The sequence below is a fragment of the Mycetocola miduiensis genome (genome assembly GCF_900115155.1).
Classification (GTDB): Bacteria; Actinomycetota; Actinomycetes; order Actinomycetales; family Microbacteriaceae; genus Mycetocola_A; species Mycetocola_A miduiensis.
This window is the reverse complement of sequence record NZ_FOVM01000001.1, coordinates 548,884-565,754: the sequence shown is the minus strand read 5'-3', so window position 1 is coordinate 565,754 and position 16,871 is coordinate 548,884. Positions and strand designations below refer to the sequence as shown.

The 16,871-nt window shown below is 66.7% G+C and carries 22 protein-coding genes; all 22 read right to left on the bottom strand.

The window, feature by feature from the left end; genetic code table 11:
• Positions 1-3: 3 nt before the first annotated feature.
• The 22 genes from BM197_RS02775 to flgB all read right to left on the bottom strand — a co-directional run bounded on the left by BM197_RS02775 (position 4) and on the right by flgB (position 16,859).
• On the bottom strand, positions 4-1,104 hold the full coding sequence (locus tag BM197_RS02775) for an EscU/YscU/HrcU family type III secretion system export apparatus switch protein (RefSeq protein WP_090708580.1): 1,101 nt from the start codon (positions 1,102-1,104) through the stop codon (positions 4-6).
• Positions 1,104-1,862: a flagellar biosynthetic protein FliR gene (fliR, locus tag BM197_RS02770; RefSeq protein WP_090708579.1), complete on the bottom strand. Its 759-nt coding sequence runs from the start codon at positions 1,860-1,862 to the stop codon at positions 1,104-1,106. The genes BM197_RS02775 and fliR overlap by 1 nt, the downstream gene beginning before the upstream one ends.
• A 1-nt stretch (position 1,863) precedes the next feature.
• Entirely contained in the window at positions 1,864-2,139 is a 276-nt protein-coding gene (gene fliQ / locus BM197_RS02765; RefSeq protein ID WP_090708577.1) for a flagellar biosynthesis protein FliQ, read from the bottom strand.
• Positions 2,139-2,978, bottom strand: coding sequence for a flagellar type III secretion system pore protein FliP (fliP, locus tag BM197_RS02760; protein ID WP_090708574.1), 840 nt, complete (start codon positions 2,976-2,978; stop codon positions 2,139-2,141). The genes fliQ and fliP overlap by 1 nt, the downstream gene beginning before the upstream one ends.
• Positions 2,978-3,481: a flagellar biosynthetic protein FliO gene (locus BM197_RS02755; protein WP_090708572.1), complete on the bottom strand. Its 504-nt coding sequence runs from the start codon at positions 3,479-3,481 to the stop codon at positions 2,978-2,980. The genes fliP and BM197_RS02755 overlap by 1 nt, the downstream gene beginning before the upstream one ends.
• Positions 3,482-4,186: a flagellar motor switch protein FliN gene (fliN, locus tag BM197_RS02750; RefSeq protein WP_090708571.1), complete on the bottom strand. Its 705-nt coding sequence runs from the start codon at positions 4,184-4,186 to the stop codon at positions 3,482-3,484.
• Positions 4,183-5,052, bottom strand: a complete 870-nt coding sequence (locus BM197_RS02745) for a flagellar motor switch protein FliM (RefSeq protein ID WP_245762345.1) — start codon at positions 5,050-5,052, stop codon at positions 4,183-4,185. Before BM197_RS02745 ends, fliN begins: the two co-directional genes overlap by 4 nt.
• Before the next feature lie 75 nt (positions 5,053-5,127).
• Entirely contained in the window at positions 5,128-5,958 is an 831-nt protein-coding gene (locus BM197_RS02740; protein ID WP_425435664.1) for an OmpA/MotB family protein, read from the bottom strand.
• A gap of 47 nt (positions 5,959-6,005) precedes the next feature.
• Complete coding sequence (locus tag BM197_RS02735) at positions 6,006-6,770, bottom strand: motility protein A (RefSeq protein WP_090708567.1); 765 nt, start codon at positions 6,768-6,770, stop codon at positions 6,006-6,008.
• On the bottom strand, positions 6,770-7,015 hold the full coding sequence (locus BM197_RS02730; protein WP_090708960.1) for a flagellar FlbD family protein: 246 nt from the start codon (positions 7,013-7,015) through the stop codon (positions 6,770-6,772). Before BM197_RS02730 ends, BM197_RS02735 begins: the two co-directional genes overlap by 1 nt.
• A gap of 204 nt (positions 7,016-7,219) precedes the next feature.
• Positions 7,220-8,386 carry a flagellar hook protein FlgE gene (locus BM197_RS02725; RefSeq protein WP_090708565.1) on the bottom strand — a complete coding sequence of 389 codons (1,167 nt, stop codon included), beginning with the start codon at positions 8,384-8,386 and terminating at the stop codon, positions 7,220-7,222.
• Between the two features lie 21 nt (positions 8,387-8,407).
• Positions 8,408-8,836: a flagellar hook assembly protein FlgD gene (locus BM197_RS02720; RefSeq protein WP_090708563.1), complete on the bottom strand. Its 429-nt coding sequence runs from the start codon at positions 8,834-8,836 to the stop codon at positions 8,408-8,410.
• 17 nt (positions 8,837-8,853) lie between these two features.
• Positions 8,854-10,245 carry a flagellar hook-length control protein FliK gene (locus tag BM197_RS02715; protein ID WP_090708561.1) on the bottom strand — a complete coding sequence of 464 codons (1,392 nt, stop codon included), beginning with the start codon at positions 10,243-10,245 and terminating at the stop codon, positions 8,854-8,856.
• Complete coding sequence (locus tag BM197_RS02710; RefSeq protein WP_090708559.1) at positions 10,242-10,886, bottom strand: C40 family peptidase; 645 nt, start codon at positions 10,884-10,886, stop codon at positions 10,242-10,244. Before BM197_RS02710 ends, BM197_RS02715 begins: the two co-directional genes overlap by 4 nt.
• Positions 10,883-11,317 (bottom strand): hypothetical protein, encoded by a 435-nt coding sequence (locus tag BM197_RS02705; protein WP_090708557.1) that lies wholly within the window; start codon positions 11,315-11,317, stop codon positions 10,883-10,885. The genes BM197_RS02710 and BM197_RS02705 overlap by 4 nt, the downstream gene beginning before the upstream one ends.
• A complete protein-coding gene (locus BM197_RS02700; RefSeq protein WP_090708555.1) occupies positions 11,314-12,636 on the bottom strand; it encodes a FliI/YscN family ATPase in 1,323 nt (440 codons plus the stop codon). Before BM197_RS02700 ends, BM197_RS02705 begins: the two co-directional genes overlap by 4 nt.
• Complete coding sequence (locus BM197_RS02695; protein ID WP_090708553.1) at positions 12,633-13,241, bottom strand: FliH/SctL family protein; 609 nt, start codon at positions 13,239-13,241, stop codon at positions 12,633-12,635. Before BM197_RS02695 ends, BM197_RS02700 begins: the two co-directional genes overlap by 4 nt.
• Positions 13,231-14,250, bottom strand: a complete 1,020-nt coding sequence (gene fliG / locus BM197_RS02690; protein ID WP_090708550.1) for a flagellar motor switch protein FliG — start codon at positions 14,248-14,250, stop codon at positions 13,231-13,233. Before fliG ends, BM197_RS02695 begins: the two co-directional genes overlap by 11 nt.
• Positions 14,247-15,824 (bottom strand): flagellar basal-body MS-ring/collar protein FliF, encoded by a 1,578-nt coding sequence (fliF, locus tag BM197_RS02685; RefSeq protein WP_090708548.1) that lies wholly within the window; start codon positions 15,822-15,824, stop codon positions 14,247-14,249. The genes fliG and fliF overlap by 4 nt, the downstream gene beginning before the upstream one ends.
• A complete protein-coding gene (fliE, locus tag BM197_RS02680) occupies positions 15,824-16,126 on the bottom strand; it encodes a flagellar hook-basal body complex protein FliE (RefSeq protein WP_090708546.1) in 303 nt (100 codons plus the stop codon). The genes fliF and fliE overlap by 1 nt, the downstream gene beginning before the upstream one ends.
• Positions 16,126-16,518 (bottom strand): flagellar basal body rod protein FlgC, encoded by a 393-nt coding sequence (locus BM197_RS02675; protein WP_090708544.1) that lies wholly within the window; start codon positions 16,516-16,518, stop codon positions 16,126-16,128. The genes fliE and BM197_RS02675 overlap by 1 nt, the downstream gene beginning before the upstream one ends.
• Positions 16,518-16,859 (bottom strand): flagellar basal body rod protein FlgB, encoded by a 342-nt coding sequence (flgB, locus tag BM197_RS02670; protein WP_090708542.1) that lies wholly within the window; start codon positions 16,857-16,859, stop codon positions 16,518-16,520. Before flgB ends, BM197_RS02675 begins: the two co-directional genes overlap by 1 nt.
• Positions 16,860-16,871: the final 12 nt, after the last annotated feature.

Below are 16,871 nucleotides of genomic sequence, written 5' to 3'. Positions count from 1 at the left end.
ACGTCAAGCGCCTCCTGGGCTGAGAACGGGTGAAGTCATGGTGTGCATGCCCCGGGTTGCACCGCGGCGGCGAAGCGACATCACGAACATGAGAACTTGCGCGACGGCGTTGTAGAGATCCACGGGGATCTCCTGTCCGAGTTCGCAGGCGGCGTGCAGTGCCCGGGCGAGCGGGATGTCCTGCACCATGGGGACGCCTTTCGCTTCGGCTTCGGCTCGGATGCGGGCAGCAATGATGCCGGAGCCTTTGGCGACGACGCGGGGCGCGGACTTGCCGGGTTCATAGCTGAGCGCGACGGCGACGTGGGTGGGGTTGACGAGAACGACGTCCGAGCCGGCGACGGATGCGATCATCCGGTTGCGACTCATGGCGAGCTGTCGGGAGCGGCGCTGCGATTTGACGAGGGGGTCTCCGTCGGTGCTTTTGTTCTCGTCGCGCACCTCTTTCTTCGTCATCCGTGTTCGCTTGCGGTTGCGGCGGAGAACGACGAAGACGTCGATCGCGGCGAGCACGAGACCGGCGGCGACGGCGGTCTGGAGGAGTGACCCGGTGCCGGCCGCAGCGGCCTCGAGGACCGCCGACACGGATAGGTTGCCTGCTCCCATGAGCAGCGGCATCAGGCCCTGGATCACGAGGTACAGGACGAGGCCGACGACGACCGTCTTCAGCAGCGCCTTCACGCCCTGCCACACCGCCTGCATTCCGAAGACACGTTTCATGCCGGATACCAGGTTGAACTGTTCGTACTTGCCAGTGAACTTTTTGACGTGCACGCCCTGAGCGACCGACCCGACCAGGACCACGATGCCGACGACGGCGAGGATCGGGGCGAGACTCGACAGGAGGGATCCGAGGCCCAGGCCGAGCGCGCCCAGTGCCTCGCCCGGATCCGGGTTCGACGCGATGGCCCCGATCTGGAACAGCTGCATCGTCCCGGCGTCCGCGGCGATGGCGATCGTGGCCGGCATCATCAGGGCGGCGGCGCCGATACCCAGCCAGGCGGTCAGGTCCTGCGACTTCGACAGTTGGCCCTTTGACCGGACCTCTTTCATCCGCTTGTCTGTTGCTTGCTCTGTACGTTCCGATGAGTCCGATTCGGCCATCAGCGCACCCCCATCATCTGCTCGAAGGCGTCGTTGGTGAGGGAAGAGACGACCTGTGGGAGCGCGACGAAGGTCACGGTGACGAGGGTGAGCGTCAAAAAGATCTTGAGCGGGAACCCGAGTGCGAACGCGTTGAGGGCGGGGGCGACACGGCTGAGCAGTCCGAGCCCGGCATCCGCGAGGAAGAGGACGACGAGCAACGGCCCGGCGATCTGCACGGAGGCGAGGAACATCTGGGTGACACCGTGGGTCATCGCCTCTGCGGGGGCGGTGAAGTCGATCATGCCGCCCAGCGGCAGGGCGCTGAAGGTGCGCACCAGCCCGCCGAAGATGAGCTGGTAGCCGCCGGATGCGAACAAGAGGGCGAGCGCGGTCATGTGGAACAGCCGGGAGAACTGGGCACCGTTGATCATCGACTGTGGGTCGAATCCCTGCGCCATTTGGAAACCGCCGAACATGTCGATAAGGTTTCCGGCCGACTGGACGGCGGCGAAGACGAGCATCACGAGGAATCCGAGGACCGCGCCGATGAGGATCTCGGCGACAAGGGCGATGAGGAAATCGGCCGTTGCGAAGGACTCGTAGCCCGGGGTGAGGCGGGGCGAGACGGCAAGCGCGAGGGCGACCCCGAGCATCCCCTTGATCCGCACAGGGATGGCGCCGTAGGAGAACGGGGGAGCGATCACGAGGAACGCCACCATGCGGACGCTCGCGAGCAGGACGGCTTCGATCCACGCGAAGTCGAGAGAAATCGACATCTCATCCCCCGTTCAAAAGCGACGGGATCATGTCGAACATCCGGTGGGTGAACGAGACGATCTCAGAGATCATCCAGTGACCGGCGACGAGCAGGGCCAGTGCGACTGCGATCGCCTTGGGGACGAAGGAAAGCGTGACCTCCTGGATCTGGGTGATCGACTGCAGGAGCGAGATGGCGAACCCGACCACCAGCGCGGTGACCAGCACAGGGGCGGAGAGCTTGGCGGCGATGATAAGCCCCTGCAGGGCGACGTCGAGAACGGCATTGGAGTCCATCAGCGGACCCCGTAACTCGAGATGAGGGAGGTGATGATCAGGCCCCAGCCGTCGACGAGGACGAAGAGCAAGATCTTGAACGGAAGCGAGATCATCACAGGCGGGAGCATCATCATGCCCATCGACATGAGGGCGGCTGCGACGACGAGGTCGATCACGAGGAACGGCACGAAGATGACGAAGCCAATGATGAACGCGGCCCGCAACTCGGAGATCATGAATGCGGGAATGAGAGTCGTGAGAGGAACGGCCTCAGGACTCTCCGGGTTCGGCTGGTCGGCTGCCCTGGTCATCAGGGCGAGGTCTTCCTCGCGCGTGTTGGCGAGCATGAACTCGCGGAGCGGCCCTGAGCCCACGTTGAGCGCGTCGGTGAAGGTCAGCGTGCCGTCGAGATAGGGCTGGACGCCGATGGCGTGAATGTCGGTGAGCACAGGGGCCATGATGAACAGCGACAGGAACAGGGCGAGGCCCGCGAGCACCTGGTTGGGCGGGATGGACGGCAAGGAGAGCGCGTTCCTGGTCATCGCCAGAACGACGAAGATCTTTGTGAACGATGTCATCATCAACAGCAGCGCGGGGGCGACAGACAGCAGGGTGATGCCGACGAGCGTCAGGACGGCGGCCGACGGCGTTCCGTTGATGCCGTTGATGTCAACCGAAACGTTGCCGGGATCGGCGGGACTGGCAGGGTCGATCGGTGGCGTCGGGTCGACGGGTACGGCGTGCGCGGCGGTCGGCGTGATCAGGAGAAAGAGGACGACGAGGGCGAGAACAAGCAGAGCAGCTACGACTCGGCGCGCGATGTGCCGAGGCACTGTCGGCGTCGAGCGTGCGGTCATCAGCGGATCTGCCGGAGGGCGGCAGCGGTCTGCTTCCACGTCGTCGGCGAGAGGATCGAGCCGCTGGCCTGCGCGGCCTGCGCGGCCTGTGCGGCCTGCGCATGGCGTCGCGGCCGGAGCGCCTGCGTTGTGGCGGATGCCGTGTCGATGCTAGTGACGCCGGCGAGGGTCGCGGCGAAAGCATCCGAGGGCGATTCGTCCTGTGCCATGACCCGTCGGACTCGGGACCCGGCGCCGGCTGGAATGTCCGTGGCTGGGCTGTCCGAGCTGTGCAGAACATTGACGGCGTTTTCGGTGACTCCCAGGAGGAAGCGCGTGCCGTCGACGTCGACGACGACAACGGATGCCTTGAGGCCGATCCCCTGTCGACCGACGACGGTCACGAGCTCGGCGGTCTTGCCCTTCGCTTTGCCGCGGGTGATCCGCTTCTGGGCGTACCAGAGCAGCGCGAGCACAGCGGCGAGGGAGAGCAGAACGCGAAGCGCAACGAACAGTGTGTCCATCTAGTCGAGGCCATCCGCAACATCGAGGATTTGCGTGATGCGCACCGCGTAGTCCTGGTCGACGACGACGACCTCACCGTAGGCAATGAGCCGGCCGTTGAGCAGCACGTCGGCGGGTGCCCCTGCTGACCTGTCCAGTTCGATGATGCCGCCGGGTTCGAGGGCGAGGACGTCACGCACCGACATGCGGGTGCGCCCGATCTCCACGGTGAGCGCCATCTCAACGTTATTGATCCTGCTGAGCTTTCCGACCACCGAGTCGGCAGACCGAGTGCTGAAACCGATGGTTCCGTGTTCGCGGACCCGCACAGCGAACCAGCCCGCGGTGCCGGTGTCCCCGATGAGTGCGAACACCACCGTGTCCTCATCGGAAAAGAGTGCCGACGCGTCCTCGGTTCGCGACATCCCCAGCACACCGGTGCCCAGGGCAGCGGATGCCGCCTCGAGGGCGGGACGCACGATGTCGAGAGCCGAGACGAGCGGGGAGTCGTCACCAGCAGCTGCTGCGATCGCGTTCTGGTCGAGAACGACCAGGGCAAGGTCGGCCGACGGCGAGCCGACCAGAGTCGCAACCGTTGCCTTCGCGGCGCGATCGCCGATCGACTCCCGGTCATAGCCCTGGACAGCGCGAAGCGCCGACATCGTTGGGAGCAGCGCGGCTGCTGCATCCGCGGCCGAACGGAGGGTGGTCTGGGACATGGTCATCGGCTGTTCTCCTGGGTTTCGACAACGACACAGGCGAGCCGGGAGCCGTGTGCTCCCATGGCTGCGCGCGCCAGCGGCTGACCGCCGACGGTGACATCCAGCGGCCGGTGTTTGGGGTGGGGAAGGGGAAGAATGTCGCCGACAGCGAGCCCGAGGATCACTCCTGGGCGGACGTCGGCTGATGCGAGCCGAACGGAGACGTCAACGGGCACCTGGGTGAGCTGACCTCTGATCATCGACGAGAACTCGGCAGGGGTGTCGACCGGCGCAGTTTCGCCGAGCTGGCCGAGCAATGCTTCGGCGGGGATGGCGACGGTGGCCGGTGCGCTGTGCTCGCCGACCTGGATGGTGAAGGAGGCGACGATCATCAGTTCGTTCGTCGCAGCGGCTTGAGCGAACTGCGAGTTGTAGTGAATGGAGTCCACAGCGATCGGAGCGCCGAGCAGCGCGCCGAACGAGTAGCGGAGGTCGTCGAGGGCGTCGTCCATCAGCTGACGGACCAGAGCCTGCTCGACGGCGGTGAACCGTCGCTCGGGAGTCGTCGTTCCGCGCGTGCCGCCGAGCATCCGGTCGATCCAACCGAGCGCAGCACTGGTCGGGAACTGGATGACGGCTTTGGGGGAAGGTCCGGAGAGCGTGCACAGCACCATCGCCGTCGTCGCTGGGAGCGAGGCCGCGTACGTGTCGTAGGTCTGCATCTGCACCTGGTCGAAGGAGACTTGCGACCATGCCCGCACCTGGGCGGTGAGCTGGGTCCCCCACTGACGGGCGAACGTCTCACAGGCCAGTTCGAGGACGCGGGAGTGCTCACGGGCAAGCGTCGTCGGGCGGCGGAAGTCGTAGACACTGACCGGCTTCGCGGGCACACTGATTAATGCTTGTTTCTGGACCGTCACATCCTGAACTATCGGCCGGTGTCGGGCCGAGGTTAGCGGGATGTGCTAATGATCGGAAGCTGGTGCCGCTGGTTCAGAAGTTGGCGCCGCTGGTTCAGAAGTTGGCGCCGCTGGTTCGACGACGGGCGCGGCCGATTCGGCGATCAGGCCGGGGATGAGCTGGCGAATCGACTCGGGCTGGCCTGAGAGCGCGACGACGTCGACCCTGCGGTTCAGGGCGAGTTCGTCCGCTGTCGCACCCGTCGAAAGGGGATGCGCCGAGCCGTAACCAACCGAGGCGACCCGTTCGGCGGGGATCGCGCGCTGCTCGACCAGGTGCCGGAGCACCTGCACCGAACGACCGGATGACAGCTCCCAGTTCGTCGGGAACTGCCCGCCCGGATCGCGGTAGTCCGCGTGCCCCTCCACCGATATCTTGTACGGAGACTCGGCGAGCGGCGGCGCGACGGCATCCAGGACCGCGATCACATTCGTGCTGAGTGTGTCGCTGTTGGCCTCGAAGAAGGTCTCGGTGCTGACCAGGCGGACGGTCAGCCCGCGTTCGCCGATGTCGAATTCGACCGTGGCGAGCAGTCCCTGTGCGGCCAGGTTGGTCTGGATCTTGTCCCGTAAGGCGGTGAGGTTGTCGAGTTCCATCTGCGCGATGTCGAGATCCGTGAAGCCTTCGCCGTCCTCATCGACCTGCTCCGGGGGGACGACGACGCCATCCGCCGTATCAGCGAACTCGCTCTTGGTCGCGCCGAAACCTGCTGCCAGTGAATTGCGGAGCTCTTCGAACTTTTGCTGGTCCACTGTTGACATGGCGAACAGCACGATGAACATGCACATGAGTACCGTCACCATGTCCATGTACGACGCCATCCAGCGTTCGTCCACGTGGTGGGCTTCCTCCGGCTCGAAGCTCCGGCGGGAACCCCTCGACCTCATGCCGCTTCCGGGACGGTGTACGCCGGGGCCATCGCCCGAAGTCGCTCTCCGAGCAGCCGCGGCTGGCTGCCCGCCTGCACGGCGAGAACGCCTTCCATCAGCAGCGTCATCCGCTCGACCTCAAGATCGCACAGCCTGGCGAGCCTCGAGCCGATCGGCAGCCAGATGAAGTTGGCGGAGAGCAGGCCCCAGAGCGTCGCGACGAAAGCGGCGGCGATCATCGGTCCGAGTTTGTCCGGACTGGAGAGGTTCTCGAGAACGTGAACGAGCGAGACGACGGTTCCGATGATGCCGATGGTCGGGGCGTACCCGCCGAGGCTCGTGAAGAACCTGGCGGCGGCGCGGTCTGCCTTCGCACGCGTGTGAATTTCGTCCTCGAGCAGGGTCCTGAGCTCTTCGCCGTCGGTTCCGTCGGCGATGTTCTGCAGGGCGCGGCGGAGGAAGTCGTCGTCGACGTTTTCTGCTTCCTGGTCGAGCGCGAGCAGCCCATCTTTGCGCGCCCGTTCCGCGAAGCCGACTACCTGCTCGATGACATCCCGTGGAGGAGTGGTCTTGCCCTTGAACGCGCGGGGCAGCGCCTTGACGGCCCGCAGGAAGTCCTTGAGGGTGCCACCCGCGATTCCGACGGCGATGGTCGCCCCGAATACGAGGATCATGGGTGCCGGGAGGAGAATCGCCTCTACGTGGACGCCCTCTAGCGTGAGCATCGCATAAAGGGCGGCGAACGCGACGACGAGCCCGATCAGTGTTGCTGGATCCATCAGTTGTCCCTTGGGTGGATGCGGACAGGCCTTGCTGGTTCGTCACGGCGGGGTTCACTTGCCAGGATGAGCACGCGGGCGCGGAACGACGCGATCATGTCGATCACTTCGGCCATCGACTCGGTGACGATGTACTTGGCGCCGTCCACGGTGACCAGGGTCGTATCCGGGTTCTCGTGGATGCGCTCGATGAGGTCGGGGTTGATCGCGAACTGAGTGTTGTTCAGGCGTGTTACTACGATCATCGGCTTTCCCTGCTTGCGGGCTCGGATGAGCCTCCAGGGGATACTGTCGGCCACAATGCCCGTGGAGTTAGCGGTTGCGGCGGGTGGGACGGCCAATTCCACATGCCCGTCCCACCGCATCGCCTCGCAACCCAAGCGGATCCTTTGGGCGACACCGTCCAGGCTTCGCCCGAACCGGCATGTCGCACCATCCGTCCGAACGAGCTACCTCTTGAGGTTGGTCAGCTCCTGGAGGACCTCGTCTGAGGTGGTGATGATGCGGGCGTTCGCCTGGAAGCCGCGCTGGGCCACGATGAGGTTGGTGAATTCCTGCGAGAGGTCGACGTTCGACATCTCCAGGGCACCAGCCACGATGGCGCCGAACCCTGCGGTGCCCGGTGTGCCGAGCTCAGCGGTGCCCGAGTTGAACGTGGCGCGGTAGCTGGAGGATCCAGCCTTCTCAAGACCGCCGGGGTTGACGAACGTGGCGAGCGAGACGCGGCCGACCGCCTGCGATGCGCCGTTGCTGAACGACCCGACGAGGGTGCCGTCCTTCGACATCGTGAACGACTCGAGCGTGCCTGCCTTGCGGCCGTCCTGCCCGGAGATCGCCGCAGTGCTCAACGCAGCGAATCCGGTGAGCTTGCTGACGTCGAGGGTCACGCCTCCGCCGTTGACACCGATCGTCGTGGCGCTGGTGAGCGCTCCGTTCGCGAAGGTGATCGTGCCGGCAACCCCGGTGCCGTCGTTGACGTCCCAGCCGGTCGCGGTGCGGGTGAAGGCGAGCGACAGGTTCTGGGATTCGCCGGTTTGGTCGAAGACCTGCAGGTCACGCACCAGTTCGGCGCCGAGGGCAGCGTCGTCGGGCAGGTTGCCGCCCATGGTCGCGGATGTCGTGGGGATCGCAGGTGAGATCGCACCGAGCGGCAGCGTGACGGTACCGACGGCCCCGCCGTCCTGGATCTGGCCGTTGACGGCGCCCCAGCCCTGGACGAGGGCACCGCTCGGGTCGACGAGCCTGCCCTGCGGGTCGAAATCGAACGCTCCCGCGCGCGTGTAGAGGGTTTCGCCACCGAGTTTGGTGACGAAGAAGCCGTCGCCCGAGATCATCAGGTCGGTGGCCCGGCCGGTGCTCTGCGCCGAGCCCTGGGCGAAGTTGGTTGAGATGCCGGCGACCTGGACTCCGAGCCCGACCTGAGCGGGGTTCGTTCCGCCGACGTCTGCCTGCGGTCCGCCAGCACCCTGCGCGAGCTGCGAGAGGGTGTCCTGGAACTGCACGGATGAGCCCTTGAAGCCCGCCGTGTTGACATTGGCGATGTTGTTGCCGGTGACGTCGAGCATGGTCTGGTGTGAGCGGAGGCCGGAGATGCCGGAGTAGAGAGAGCGGAGCATGAGAAAGTCCTTTGGTCGTGGTTAAGAGGCGGTTGGGCGTGTGGTCACGCCGGCGATGGCGTCAAGCGCGACGGTCACACCGTCGATGGTCACCTGGGGGACGGGCCCCGAGTAGGACACGGCGGATGCGACACCGGTGACGGTCGTTCCGTCAGCATCGGTGTAACTGACGTCCTGACCGATGAGCGCCGCGGCGGCCATGCGCATCTGAAGGGAGAAATTCTCGGTGCCGGTCTTGGTCTGGGCGGTGACCTGCTCCATCATCGCCAGCTGGGTCGTCTGGGAGATCATCTGGTTGGTATCCATGGGTGAGCTCGGGTCCTGGTTCTGCAGCTGGGTGACCAGCAGCGAGAGGAACAATTCACCGTCCATCTCCTGCTTCGGAGCCGACGTGGCCCTGGTCGCATACAGGCCGGCGGTATCGGTTGGCGCTATCGCGTCGATGGGCACAGGCGTTCTCCTTCTCTTTAGACGGTGATGTCGAGGGTGGACGTTGCGGTCGCCGAGTGCGTGGAGCGCAGCTCGGGAACCGGGGCGGGAACCGCGGCGTCGTCCCTCAGGGGTTCGCGGACCGGTGCCCGCTCGTCCCTGCTGTCCTGCGCGTCCTTCGACGACAGGTCGAGTGAGGCCGAGAAGCCGCCACCGGCGAGGTCACGGCGCAGGTCGGTCAGGATCTGTCGGAGGGCATCCCTGCCGCCGTCGGACGGCGAGAACAGCTCGATTCGGATGTCGTCCGCGCTGATGACGGCGCGGACGGTGACCGGGCCAAGGTTCTCCGGGGTCACCTGCACGGTCATCACGTGCTCGCCGGGCCGGGCGCCGGCGAGGCTGAACAGCGGCTGCGCCAACTGGGTGTTCAACGGCTGAGCGGGAGCAGGAGGCGCTGCGGGTGCTGGCGCAGACGGCGCAGCTGTTGGAGCGGCCGGAGCGGTGGCCGTTGGCGCTGAGACGACGGGCGCTGGTGCCTGCGCTACCGGTTCGGCGGCGGCTGGCTGGCTTCCGGCGAGAGCTGGCGCACGTAGGGATGCCGGCGCTTCGCCTGGGTGGGACGCCACAGGACTGGATGGGGTCGCTGTCGGGAGGCCGTCCTGACCGTTCGCGGCCGACGCCGGCGCAGACGTCGCGCCGGGGGCATCTCCACGCGTGCCGTTCGGAGCCGGTGTTCCCGCTATTGGTCCCGATGCTGTAGTCCGTTGCGGTGCCGGGGAGCCGGCGTCGGGCGTGGCCGCCGCCGTTTCGGGTGCCGATGGGTTCTGCACGGACATCGGCTGCGCGGAGGGGGACAGCGCAGCCGGTGCTGCGCTCGCAATCGGTTCGGATGGCGTTGTCGCCGCAAGCGCCGGGTCGAGCGGAACGCCCTCTCCCGCCGGGTTGTCCGCGAGTGCTGGGTCGTCAGCGCCCGGCGACGCGGGCTGCGCGGCGGTGAGAGCGGGACTCGCCGCCTGAGCATCCTGAACTGCCGGGGGTGTTATCCCAGTGGCAGGCCACGCGTGGGCGGCGGGTGCTGCCAACTCCGGTGCCATTGTCGGCGCGGTTGCCGTGCCCGCGACAACGACGGAAGCGTTCACCGACGGGTCGGCATCCGTTGTTCCGGCAACCCCGGTCCCCGCCGAACCACTTTCGGCATTCGGAACGGACTCGCCGGCGGGCAAGGCCATGAGCGCCAGGGCCGGCGCGCTCGCCGAGGGGCCCTGGTCACCGGTGGCCGCGTCGGGGTTCACCGGTGCATCGGCGGATGCATCCGCCTGGAGAACGCCTTTGAGAACCGAAGCGAAGGCTCCCGCTTCTGCCGGGTTACCCGCCGCGGGTAGCCCGGTCGACGCCGTCCGAGCTGACGATGGAGCCGAGATGAGGGTCACCAGGAGCCTCCGGTCAATGCAGCCCGCTGTGTGGCAGCGAGAAACGAGTCGATGTTTCCGGCGGATGCCGCGGCCGGAGCGGCCGCCGTAGACGGAACGAGGCGGCGGATCGTCTCGATGTCGGAGTCCTTCCGCCAGTTCTCGGTGAGCGTCACGCTGGTGCCCGGTCGCGGCGCGTGGATCACTTGGTTGTTCCCGGCGTAGATGAGGATGTGACCGCTGCCTTTGGCGACGATGAGGTCGCCCGGCTGGGCATTGGCGAGTGAGCCGACTTCGGTGCCGACCTTGGCCTGGTCGGGAACGACCCGGGGCAGGTCGATGCCGAGGTCGGCGTATACCCGCTGCACGAGGCCGGAGCAGTCCATGCCGGTGGAATCCTCGCCGCCGAAGACGTACGGCACGCCGAGGTACTTCTTTGCCGTTGCGACGACATCGGTACCGGTGGCGTCGCCCGTCGGGAGCGGGGTGCTGACAGCATCCGCTTTGGTCGTTCCGGTGATGGTCGAGAGGGCTTTTGCGAAGTCGGTGGAGGCCGGAGTGGGGGCGGTGGGTTTGGCGTTGCTCGCCCTGGCGCCCGGCGTCAGCCCGACGAGGGTGGACTGGATTTCGGCAATGCGGCCGGTCGCTTCGAGAATGCTCATGCTGTCGCTTCACCCTTCGCCTGGAACCAGGAGCGGGATGCGATCTCGTCGAGCACGATCTGTTCGGCGTGCAGGTCCTGCTGTGCCACGCGTTCGCCGTGCCGCAGCTCGAGCTTCTCAATGCGGACGGACTGTGAGCGGGCCGCCGCGAATTCGGCAGCGGACTCGTCGGCTGCGGATTGCCGGAGCACGGCGAGGGCGTTCAACTCGGCGAGCATGCTGCGCGAGGAGGCGCGCGCCGTGCTCACCGCGTGGAGCGCGGCCGTGTTCGAGACGACGGTTCCGTTCTCGTCGAGCGAGCTGCGCACCCGGGCGGTCCGCTCGGCGTTCTCGCGAACACGCGCGTTGGCCGCGGCGAGGCTGCCCGCAGCCTGGTCTTCGCGAATCCGGCGCAGTCGCAGCAAGCCGGCCAGTGAAAACGTTCGAGTCATGCTGATCCTCCAAGAAGTCGGTTGAGCCTGATCAGGTGGTCCCAGGTGTCGTGCGCGGGAGTCTGTTCGTCCATCCGCTGCTGCAGGAAGGACTGGATCGCCCCGTCGTTGTCGAGAGCGGCGTCGACGAGCGGGTTGGTGCCCCGCTGGTAGGCGCCGACGTCGATGAGGTCCTGCGCACCCTTGCGGGCCGCGAGCACCCGGCGGAAGAACGCCGCCTGCCTGGTGTGCTCCGGCGGGTTGACCCGAGATGCGACGCGGGAGATCGACTCGAGGGCCTGCACCGAAGGAAAGTGACCGGTCACGGCTAGTTTTCGATCCAGAACTACGTGCCCGTCGAGGATCGACCTGGCGGCATCCGCGATCGGTTCGTTGTGGTCGTCACCGTCGACGAGGACCGTGTACATCCCAGTCACCGAGCCGACGGCATCCGTTCCGGCGCGTTCGAGGAGTCGTGCCAGTACCGAGAAGGTTGATGGCGGGTAGCCGCGGGTGGCCGGAGGTTCGCCGGCCGAGAGGCCGATCTCGCGCTGCGCCATGGCGACGCGGGTGAGTGAGTCCATCATCAGCATCACGTCTTCGCCCCGTTCACGGAAGGATTCGGCGATGCGTGTGGCGGTGAATGCGGCGCGGAGGCGCAGGAGGGCGGGGTCGTCCGAGGTGGAGACGACGACGACTGAGCGCGCCAGGCCCTCCTGGCCGAGGTCGTCCTCGAGGAATTCGCGCACCTCGCGGCCGCGCTCGCCGACCAGGGCGATTACGGAGACGGCTGCGTCGGTTCCGCGGGCGATCATCGACAGAAGCGACGACTTTCCGACACCGGACCCGGCGAAGAGGCCCATGCGCTGGCCCTTGCCGACGGTGGTGAGGGCATCGAGCACCCGCACGCCGAGTTGCAGCGGCGTGTCGATGCGGGCGCGTTCCATGGACGACGGCGCTTCTCGGTCGAGCGACACTCTCCGCTCCACCTGCAACAAACCTTTGCCGTCGATCGGGCGACCGAGCCCGTCGAGCACCCGGCCGAGCAAACCGGATCCCGTCGGCACGAGGAGAGGGCGACCGTGCGACCGGGCAGGAGCGCCGACCTTGATGCCTGTCATCCGGCCGAGCGGCATGCATCGGATGCCGTCCCGGCTGGTTGCGACGACTTCCGCGTTCACGTCGTCGCCGAGCGTGACCAGATCGCCGACGGCGCTGTCGAGCCCGCGGAGTTCGACAGCGAGCCCGACGACGGATGTGACGGTGCCGACGCGTTCAGGACGGGCGGCGAGCAACGCTGACCCGAAGTGCTCGGCGCGCGGGCGCCACGGCTCGCTCACGAGGAACTTCCGAGGAGCGCGGCGCGCGCACGGTCGAGTGCGGTACCAATTCGGGCGTCGACGTAGCCGTCTGGCAGGAGCGCGAGCGCGTCGCCTGGGTGAAGGGTGGCATCCGCGACGAGGTCGACCCCGGCCCCGTCCCGAAGGTCCGGATCGATTAGCGCAAGGTCGCTCGGGTTCATCCGGATGCTCGTCAGGTCGGTGGACGGGACAGCGCCGAGGGCGCGGCCGAGAGCCGCCCGGGCCGCCCGGTCGCCATCGGAGAGTTCGTGGCCGATAATCGCCTCGGCAAGGTCGATGGCGGCGGCCGCGAGGGTCGCCTCCGACTCCCGCAGAACCGGCAGCGCCCGGGCATCGGCGGCTCGCGTCGCCGCGGCGAGAGCTTCGAGCGCCCGCTCGATACGGACGCGTCCGGCACGCAGCAGCTCTGCATGTTCTGCCTCGAGAACGGTTTGCCTTTCGCGCAGCTCTTTCTCAGCAGCCCGCAAGCCGGCGGCGTACCCGGCGGCATGGCCGCGTGTGCGTGCCTGCCTCTCGGTTCGCTCGGCATCCGGGTGGCTGAGGCTCGGGAGCGAGACTGCTGAAAAGGCGAGTTCAGTCAACATACAGGTCGTCGTCCGCCCGAGACAGCACGATCCGGCCGTCCGCTTCCATGTCACGGATCGCACGAACGATGTCGGCACGTGCCTCGTCCACCTGCGAAACACGTACGGGCCCCATGTTCGCGGTCTCGTCATCGAGCAACTCGCGGTTACGCTCCGACAGGTTGGCGCGGATCGTCTCGATGACGGCAGCTGGTGCTCCCTTCATGGCGAGGGCGAGGCTGGTCGGATCGGTGCCTCGGAGCACCATCTGGACGTCGCGTTGCTCAAGCTTCACGATGTCGGCGAAGGTCAGCATGAGGGCGCGGATCTCCTCCGCGAGTTCGGGGTCGCGTTCCTCGAGCCCGGCAAGCAAGGCACGCTCCGTCGCGACGTCGCTTTGGTTGATGATGTCGAGGAGGGGCCGGACGCCGCCGACGATGTCGGCCGAGGCGCGGGTGGCAACGACACCGCTCGAGCGCACCCGGAGCGCTCCGGCGACAATCCGGACGGCCTCGGGTGCAGCGGGACCCATAGCGGCGATGCACTCGGCGACATCGGTGCGGAGCGAATCGGAGAGTCCGCCCATCGTGGCCGACGCGAGCCCTGGACTGAGGTGGGCGAGGACCAGGGCGATGGTCTGGGGGAGCTCGCCCTCGAGCAGGCTGACGATCTGAGACGGCTCTGCGGTGTTGAGGAACTCGAAAGAACGCCCAGCCATGGATGCCGTTACCCGGTTCATGACCCCGGCTGCGCGCTCGGATCCGAAGGACGCCTCGAGAAGGCCAGTGGCCACGTCGCTCCCGCCGCGTGCGTTGACCCGGTCCAGGACGGTGAGCTCGTGGAATTCGGCCAGCGTCTGTTCTGCGACCGAGGACTCCACCCGTTTCATCCGCACGATCTCGGCGGTGATCTCTTCGGCCTCGGCGTCAGAGAACTGCTTCATCACGAGGACGGCCTGTTGCTGCTCCATGTTCATGAGCACAACGGCGACCTTCTGGGTGCCGGTCAGTTCGGTGGTTGCGGGCGTCATACGGGCTGCTTCTCATCCATGAGGCCTCGGAGGAAGGCTGCGGTCTTCTCGGGGTTCCGTTCGGCGAGCGAGCCGATCTCGGCGCGAGTGCGGTCGATTGGCGTGGGCCCAGCGGATACCGAAAGTGAGTCGGGGAGGGGGGTCAGCACCTCTGTTGCATCTGTCATCACAAGGTCCCTGAACTCTCCGGCCTCCAGTGAGGAAAGGGCCGACTCGGCTTCTTCCCGGATGCGCCGAGCGCGGATGATGAGGAGGACGATCGCCGTCGCGATGAGAAGGGCGGCCGCGATGATGCCGGTGCGGATCAGCTCGTTGGTTCGCTCGTCGGCAGCGGCCTTCTCGGTGGCAGCGATTGCCGCGGCGGCCTCGTCCGCCGCGGAGGTCGTGAAGTTGACGACTTCGACCGTCACTTCGTCGCCGCGGACTGTGTCGATGCCGGCTGCGGAGGAGACGAGCGCCGAGATGTCATTGACGTTGATGCCCTTGGCCACGTCGGCGCTGAGTGCAACCGAGACGGTCTGGCGCTCGATGGAACCGGCCGGGATGACGCGGGACTCGGTCACCTTGTCGATCGCGTGGTTCTTCGTCGCCGATTCGGAGGTGTAGTTTCCGTTGCCGGTCGCGCCGCCTGGCACGGCGATGTTGTCAGGGCCGAGCACTCCAGCCGCTCCGCCCGCTCCGCCGGTGTAGTTCTCGGTCGATGACGACTCGGTGAGAATCGGTGCGTTCTCTGGGGTCGTGAATGACTCCTCGACTCGTTCAGCGGACTCGAGATTGACCCCGGCGGCAACGATGACGGTCGAGTTGCCCGGGCCGACGATCCGGTCGAGCATGGCCTGCACCGATGAGCGCACCCGCTGTTCGTAGTCCGTCGTCTGCTGCGCCGCGGTCCCTGTGGCACCGACGCCAACGGCCGAGAGCACGGTGCCCTTGGCGTCGATGACAGCGACATCCACCGCGTTCATGCCGTCCACCGACGCCGAGGTCAGGTGGGTGATCGCCTGGACCTGCTCGGCAGACAGTGTGACGCCGTTCTTCGTCTCCACGAAAACGGATGCCGTCGGGTTGCTCTTCTCAGAGACGAAGACGGTTTCCTCGGGGATGGCCAGCCGGACGGACGCCGTCGTGACGCCCTCGAGCGCCGAAATGGTCGACGCCAGTTCGCCTTCGAGCGCGCGCTTGTAGGTGACAGACTGCTGGAACTCAGAGGACGTGACGCCCATCTCGTCGAGCAGCGAGTAACCGCCGGTGCTCGACGACGGCAGCCCGGCTGCAGCGGCAGTGAGGCGCTCGGCGTAGACATTCTGCTCGGGCACGAGAATCGTGGCGCCGCCGTTGGCGAGCTCGTAGTCGACGCCGTTGGTCTGGAGCTGCTCGACGATGGTCGAGGCATCCGATGCGCTGAGGCCGGAGAAGAGCGGGGTGTACGCGGGCTTCATGAGCCACGCCGACAACGCGAAAATGCCGAGCGCGAGCACGGCGACACCGAGAATGGCGATGGTCCGCTGGGCAAGGCTGAAGCTCCGGACGGCTGCCATGAGCCGGCCGAAAGCGGAGGTGATCTGCTGGGGCATTAAGCCTGCATCCTCATGATCTCGTTGAACGCGTCAACGCCCTTGTTGCGCACGGCGGCGACGAGCTCGAGGGTCACCTGTGCGCGCGTGGAGGCGATGGTGGCCGTGTGGATGTCGTTGAGGTCGCCGGTAACGGCCTTCACGGCGAGTTCGCTCGACGCCGACTGGAGGCCCTGGACGTTGTCGATGGCGCCGCCGAGGACGGAGGCGAAGGCGGAGCCGTCGGTCGTGGCAGGCTTCGTGTTCGCGAGGTAGCCGGATCCTGCAACACCCTGGAGTGCTGAGAGGGAGTCGATGGGCATCAGGAACGTCCGATCTGAATTGCAGCTTGGTAGGTTTCCTTGGCCCGGTCGACGACGGCAGCATTGGCCTGGTAGCCGCGCTGCGCCATGATGAGCTGTCCCATCTGGGACGCCATGTCGATATCCGGGTAGCGCACGTAGCCGTCGGCGTCCGCCAGCGGGTGGTCCGGCTGGTGCACCATCCTGCCCTCGGGGTCGCCATATGCGGCACCGGCGACATACACGCCGGATGTTCCCTCGCCCGCCTGCGCGAGAACGTATCGGGCCTGGAAGGCGTCGCCGTCTGTGCCGGTCACGGTGTTGGCGTTGGCGAGGTTGTCGGAGACGGCGTCGAGCCACTTGCGGTGCACGGTAAGCGCCGAGCCGGCGATGCCGATTGCGTCGAATGTCATCAGCTGGTCCTCATTGCGGAGCGGACGCTCGTGAAGGTTCCCTCGACGGCACGCGCCGCGAACTGGTAGCGCAGCACGGTGTCGATGTTCGACAGCGTTTCCGTGTCGAGGTTCACGTTGTTGCCCTGGAGATCTGTGGGTTCAAGCGATCGCTGGACAACCGCGGTCGTGGCGCCGCTCCCGTTGCGCACGGACGCGGCGAGGGCATCCTCGAATGACACCCGCTGGGCGGTGTAGCCGGGTGTGTTCACGTTGGCGATGTTGTTGGCGATGGCGCGCTGGCGCATGGAGAGCCCGTCGAGGGCGCTGGAGAGCGCAGCGGAGGACACGGATTCGAACACGATTACCCGATT

Bases quoted from the DNA above. Each gene is read 5' to 3' on its own strand.
- fliN (WP_090708571.1), bottom strand. From the start codon at position 4,186: ATGACCATGTCCCAGACCACCCTCCGTTCGGCCGCGGATGCAGCAGCC.
- BM197_RS02775 (WP_090708580.1), bottom strand. From the start codon at position 1,104: ATGGCCGAATCGGACTCATCGGAACGTACAGAGCAAGCAACAGACAAG.
- BM197_RS02710 (WP_090708559.1), bottom strand. From the start codon at position 10,886: ATGAGCATTCTCGAAGCGACCGGCCGCATTGCCGAAATCCAGTCCACC.
- fliF (WP_090708548.1), bottom strand. From the start codon at position 15,824: ATGCCCCAGCAGATCACCTCCGCTTTCGGCCGGCTCATGGCAGCCGTC.
- BM197_RS02735 (WP_090708567.1), bottom strand. From the start codon at position 6,770: ATGGATCCAGCAACACTGATCGGGCTCGTCGTCGCGTTCGCCGCCCTT.
- fliE (WP_090708546.1), bottom strand. From the start codon at position 16,126: ATGCCCATCGACTCCCTCTCAGCACTCCAGGGTGTTGCAGGATCCGGC.
- fliQ (WP_090708577.1), bottom strand. From the start codon at position 2,139: ATGGACTCCAATGCCGTTCTCGACGTCGCCCTGCAGGGGCTTATCATC.
- fliG (WP_090708550.1), bottom strand. From the start codon at position 14,250: ATGACGCCCGCAACCACCGAACTGACCGGCACCCAGAAGGTCGCCGTT.
- BM197_RS02675 (WP_090708544.1), bottom strand. From the start codon at position 16,518: ATGACATTCGACGCAATCGGCATCGCCGGCTCGGCGCTTACCGTGCAC.
- BM197_RS02725 (WP_090708565.1), bottom strand. From the start codon at position 8,386: ATGCTCCGCTCTCTCTACTCCGGCATCTCCGGCCTCCGCTCACACCAG.
- fliR (WP_090708579.1), bottom strand. From the start codon at position 1,862: ATGTCGATTTCTCTCGACTTCGCGTGGATCGAAGCCGTCCTGCTCGCG.
- BM197_RS02695 (WP_090708553.1), bottom strand. From the start codon at position 13,241: ATGTTGACTGAACTCGCCTTTTCAGCAGTCTCGCTCCCGAGCCTCAGC.
- fliP (WP_090708574.1), bottom strand. From the start codon at position 2,978: ATGACCGCACGCTCGACGCCGACAGTGCCTCGGCACATCGCGCGCCGA.
- BM197_RS02730 (WP_090708960.1), bottom strand. From the start codon at position 7,015: ATGATCGTAGTAACACGCCTGAACAACACTCAGTTCGCGATCAACCCC.
- BM197_RS02705 (WP_090708557.1), bottom strand. From the start codon at position 11,317: ATGACTCGAACGTTTTCACTGGCCGGCTTGCTGCGACTGCGCCGGATT.
- BM197_RS02755 (WP_090708572.1), bottom strand. From the start codon at position 3,481: ATGGACACACTGTTCGTTGCGCTTCGCGTTCTGCTCTCCCTCGCCGCT.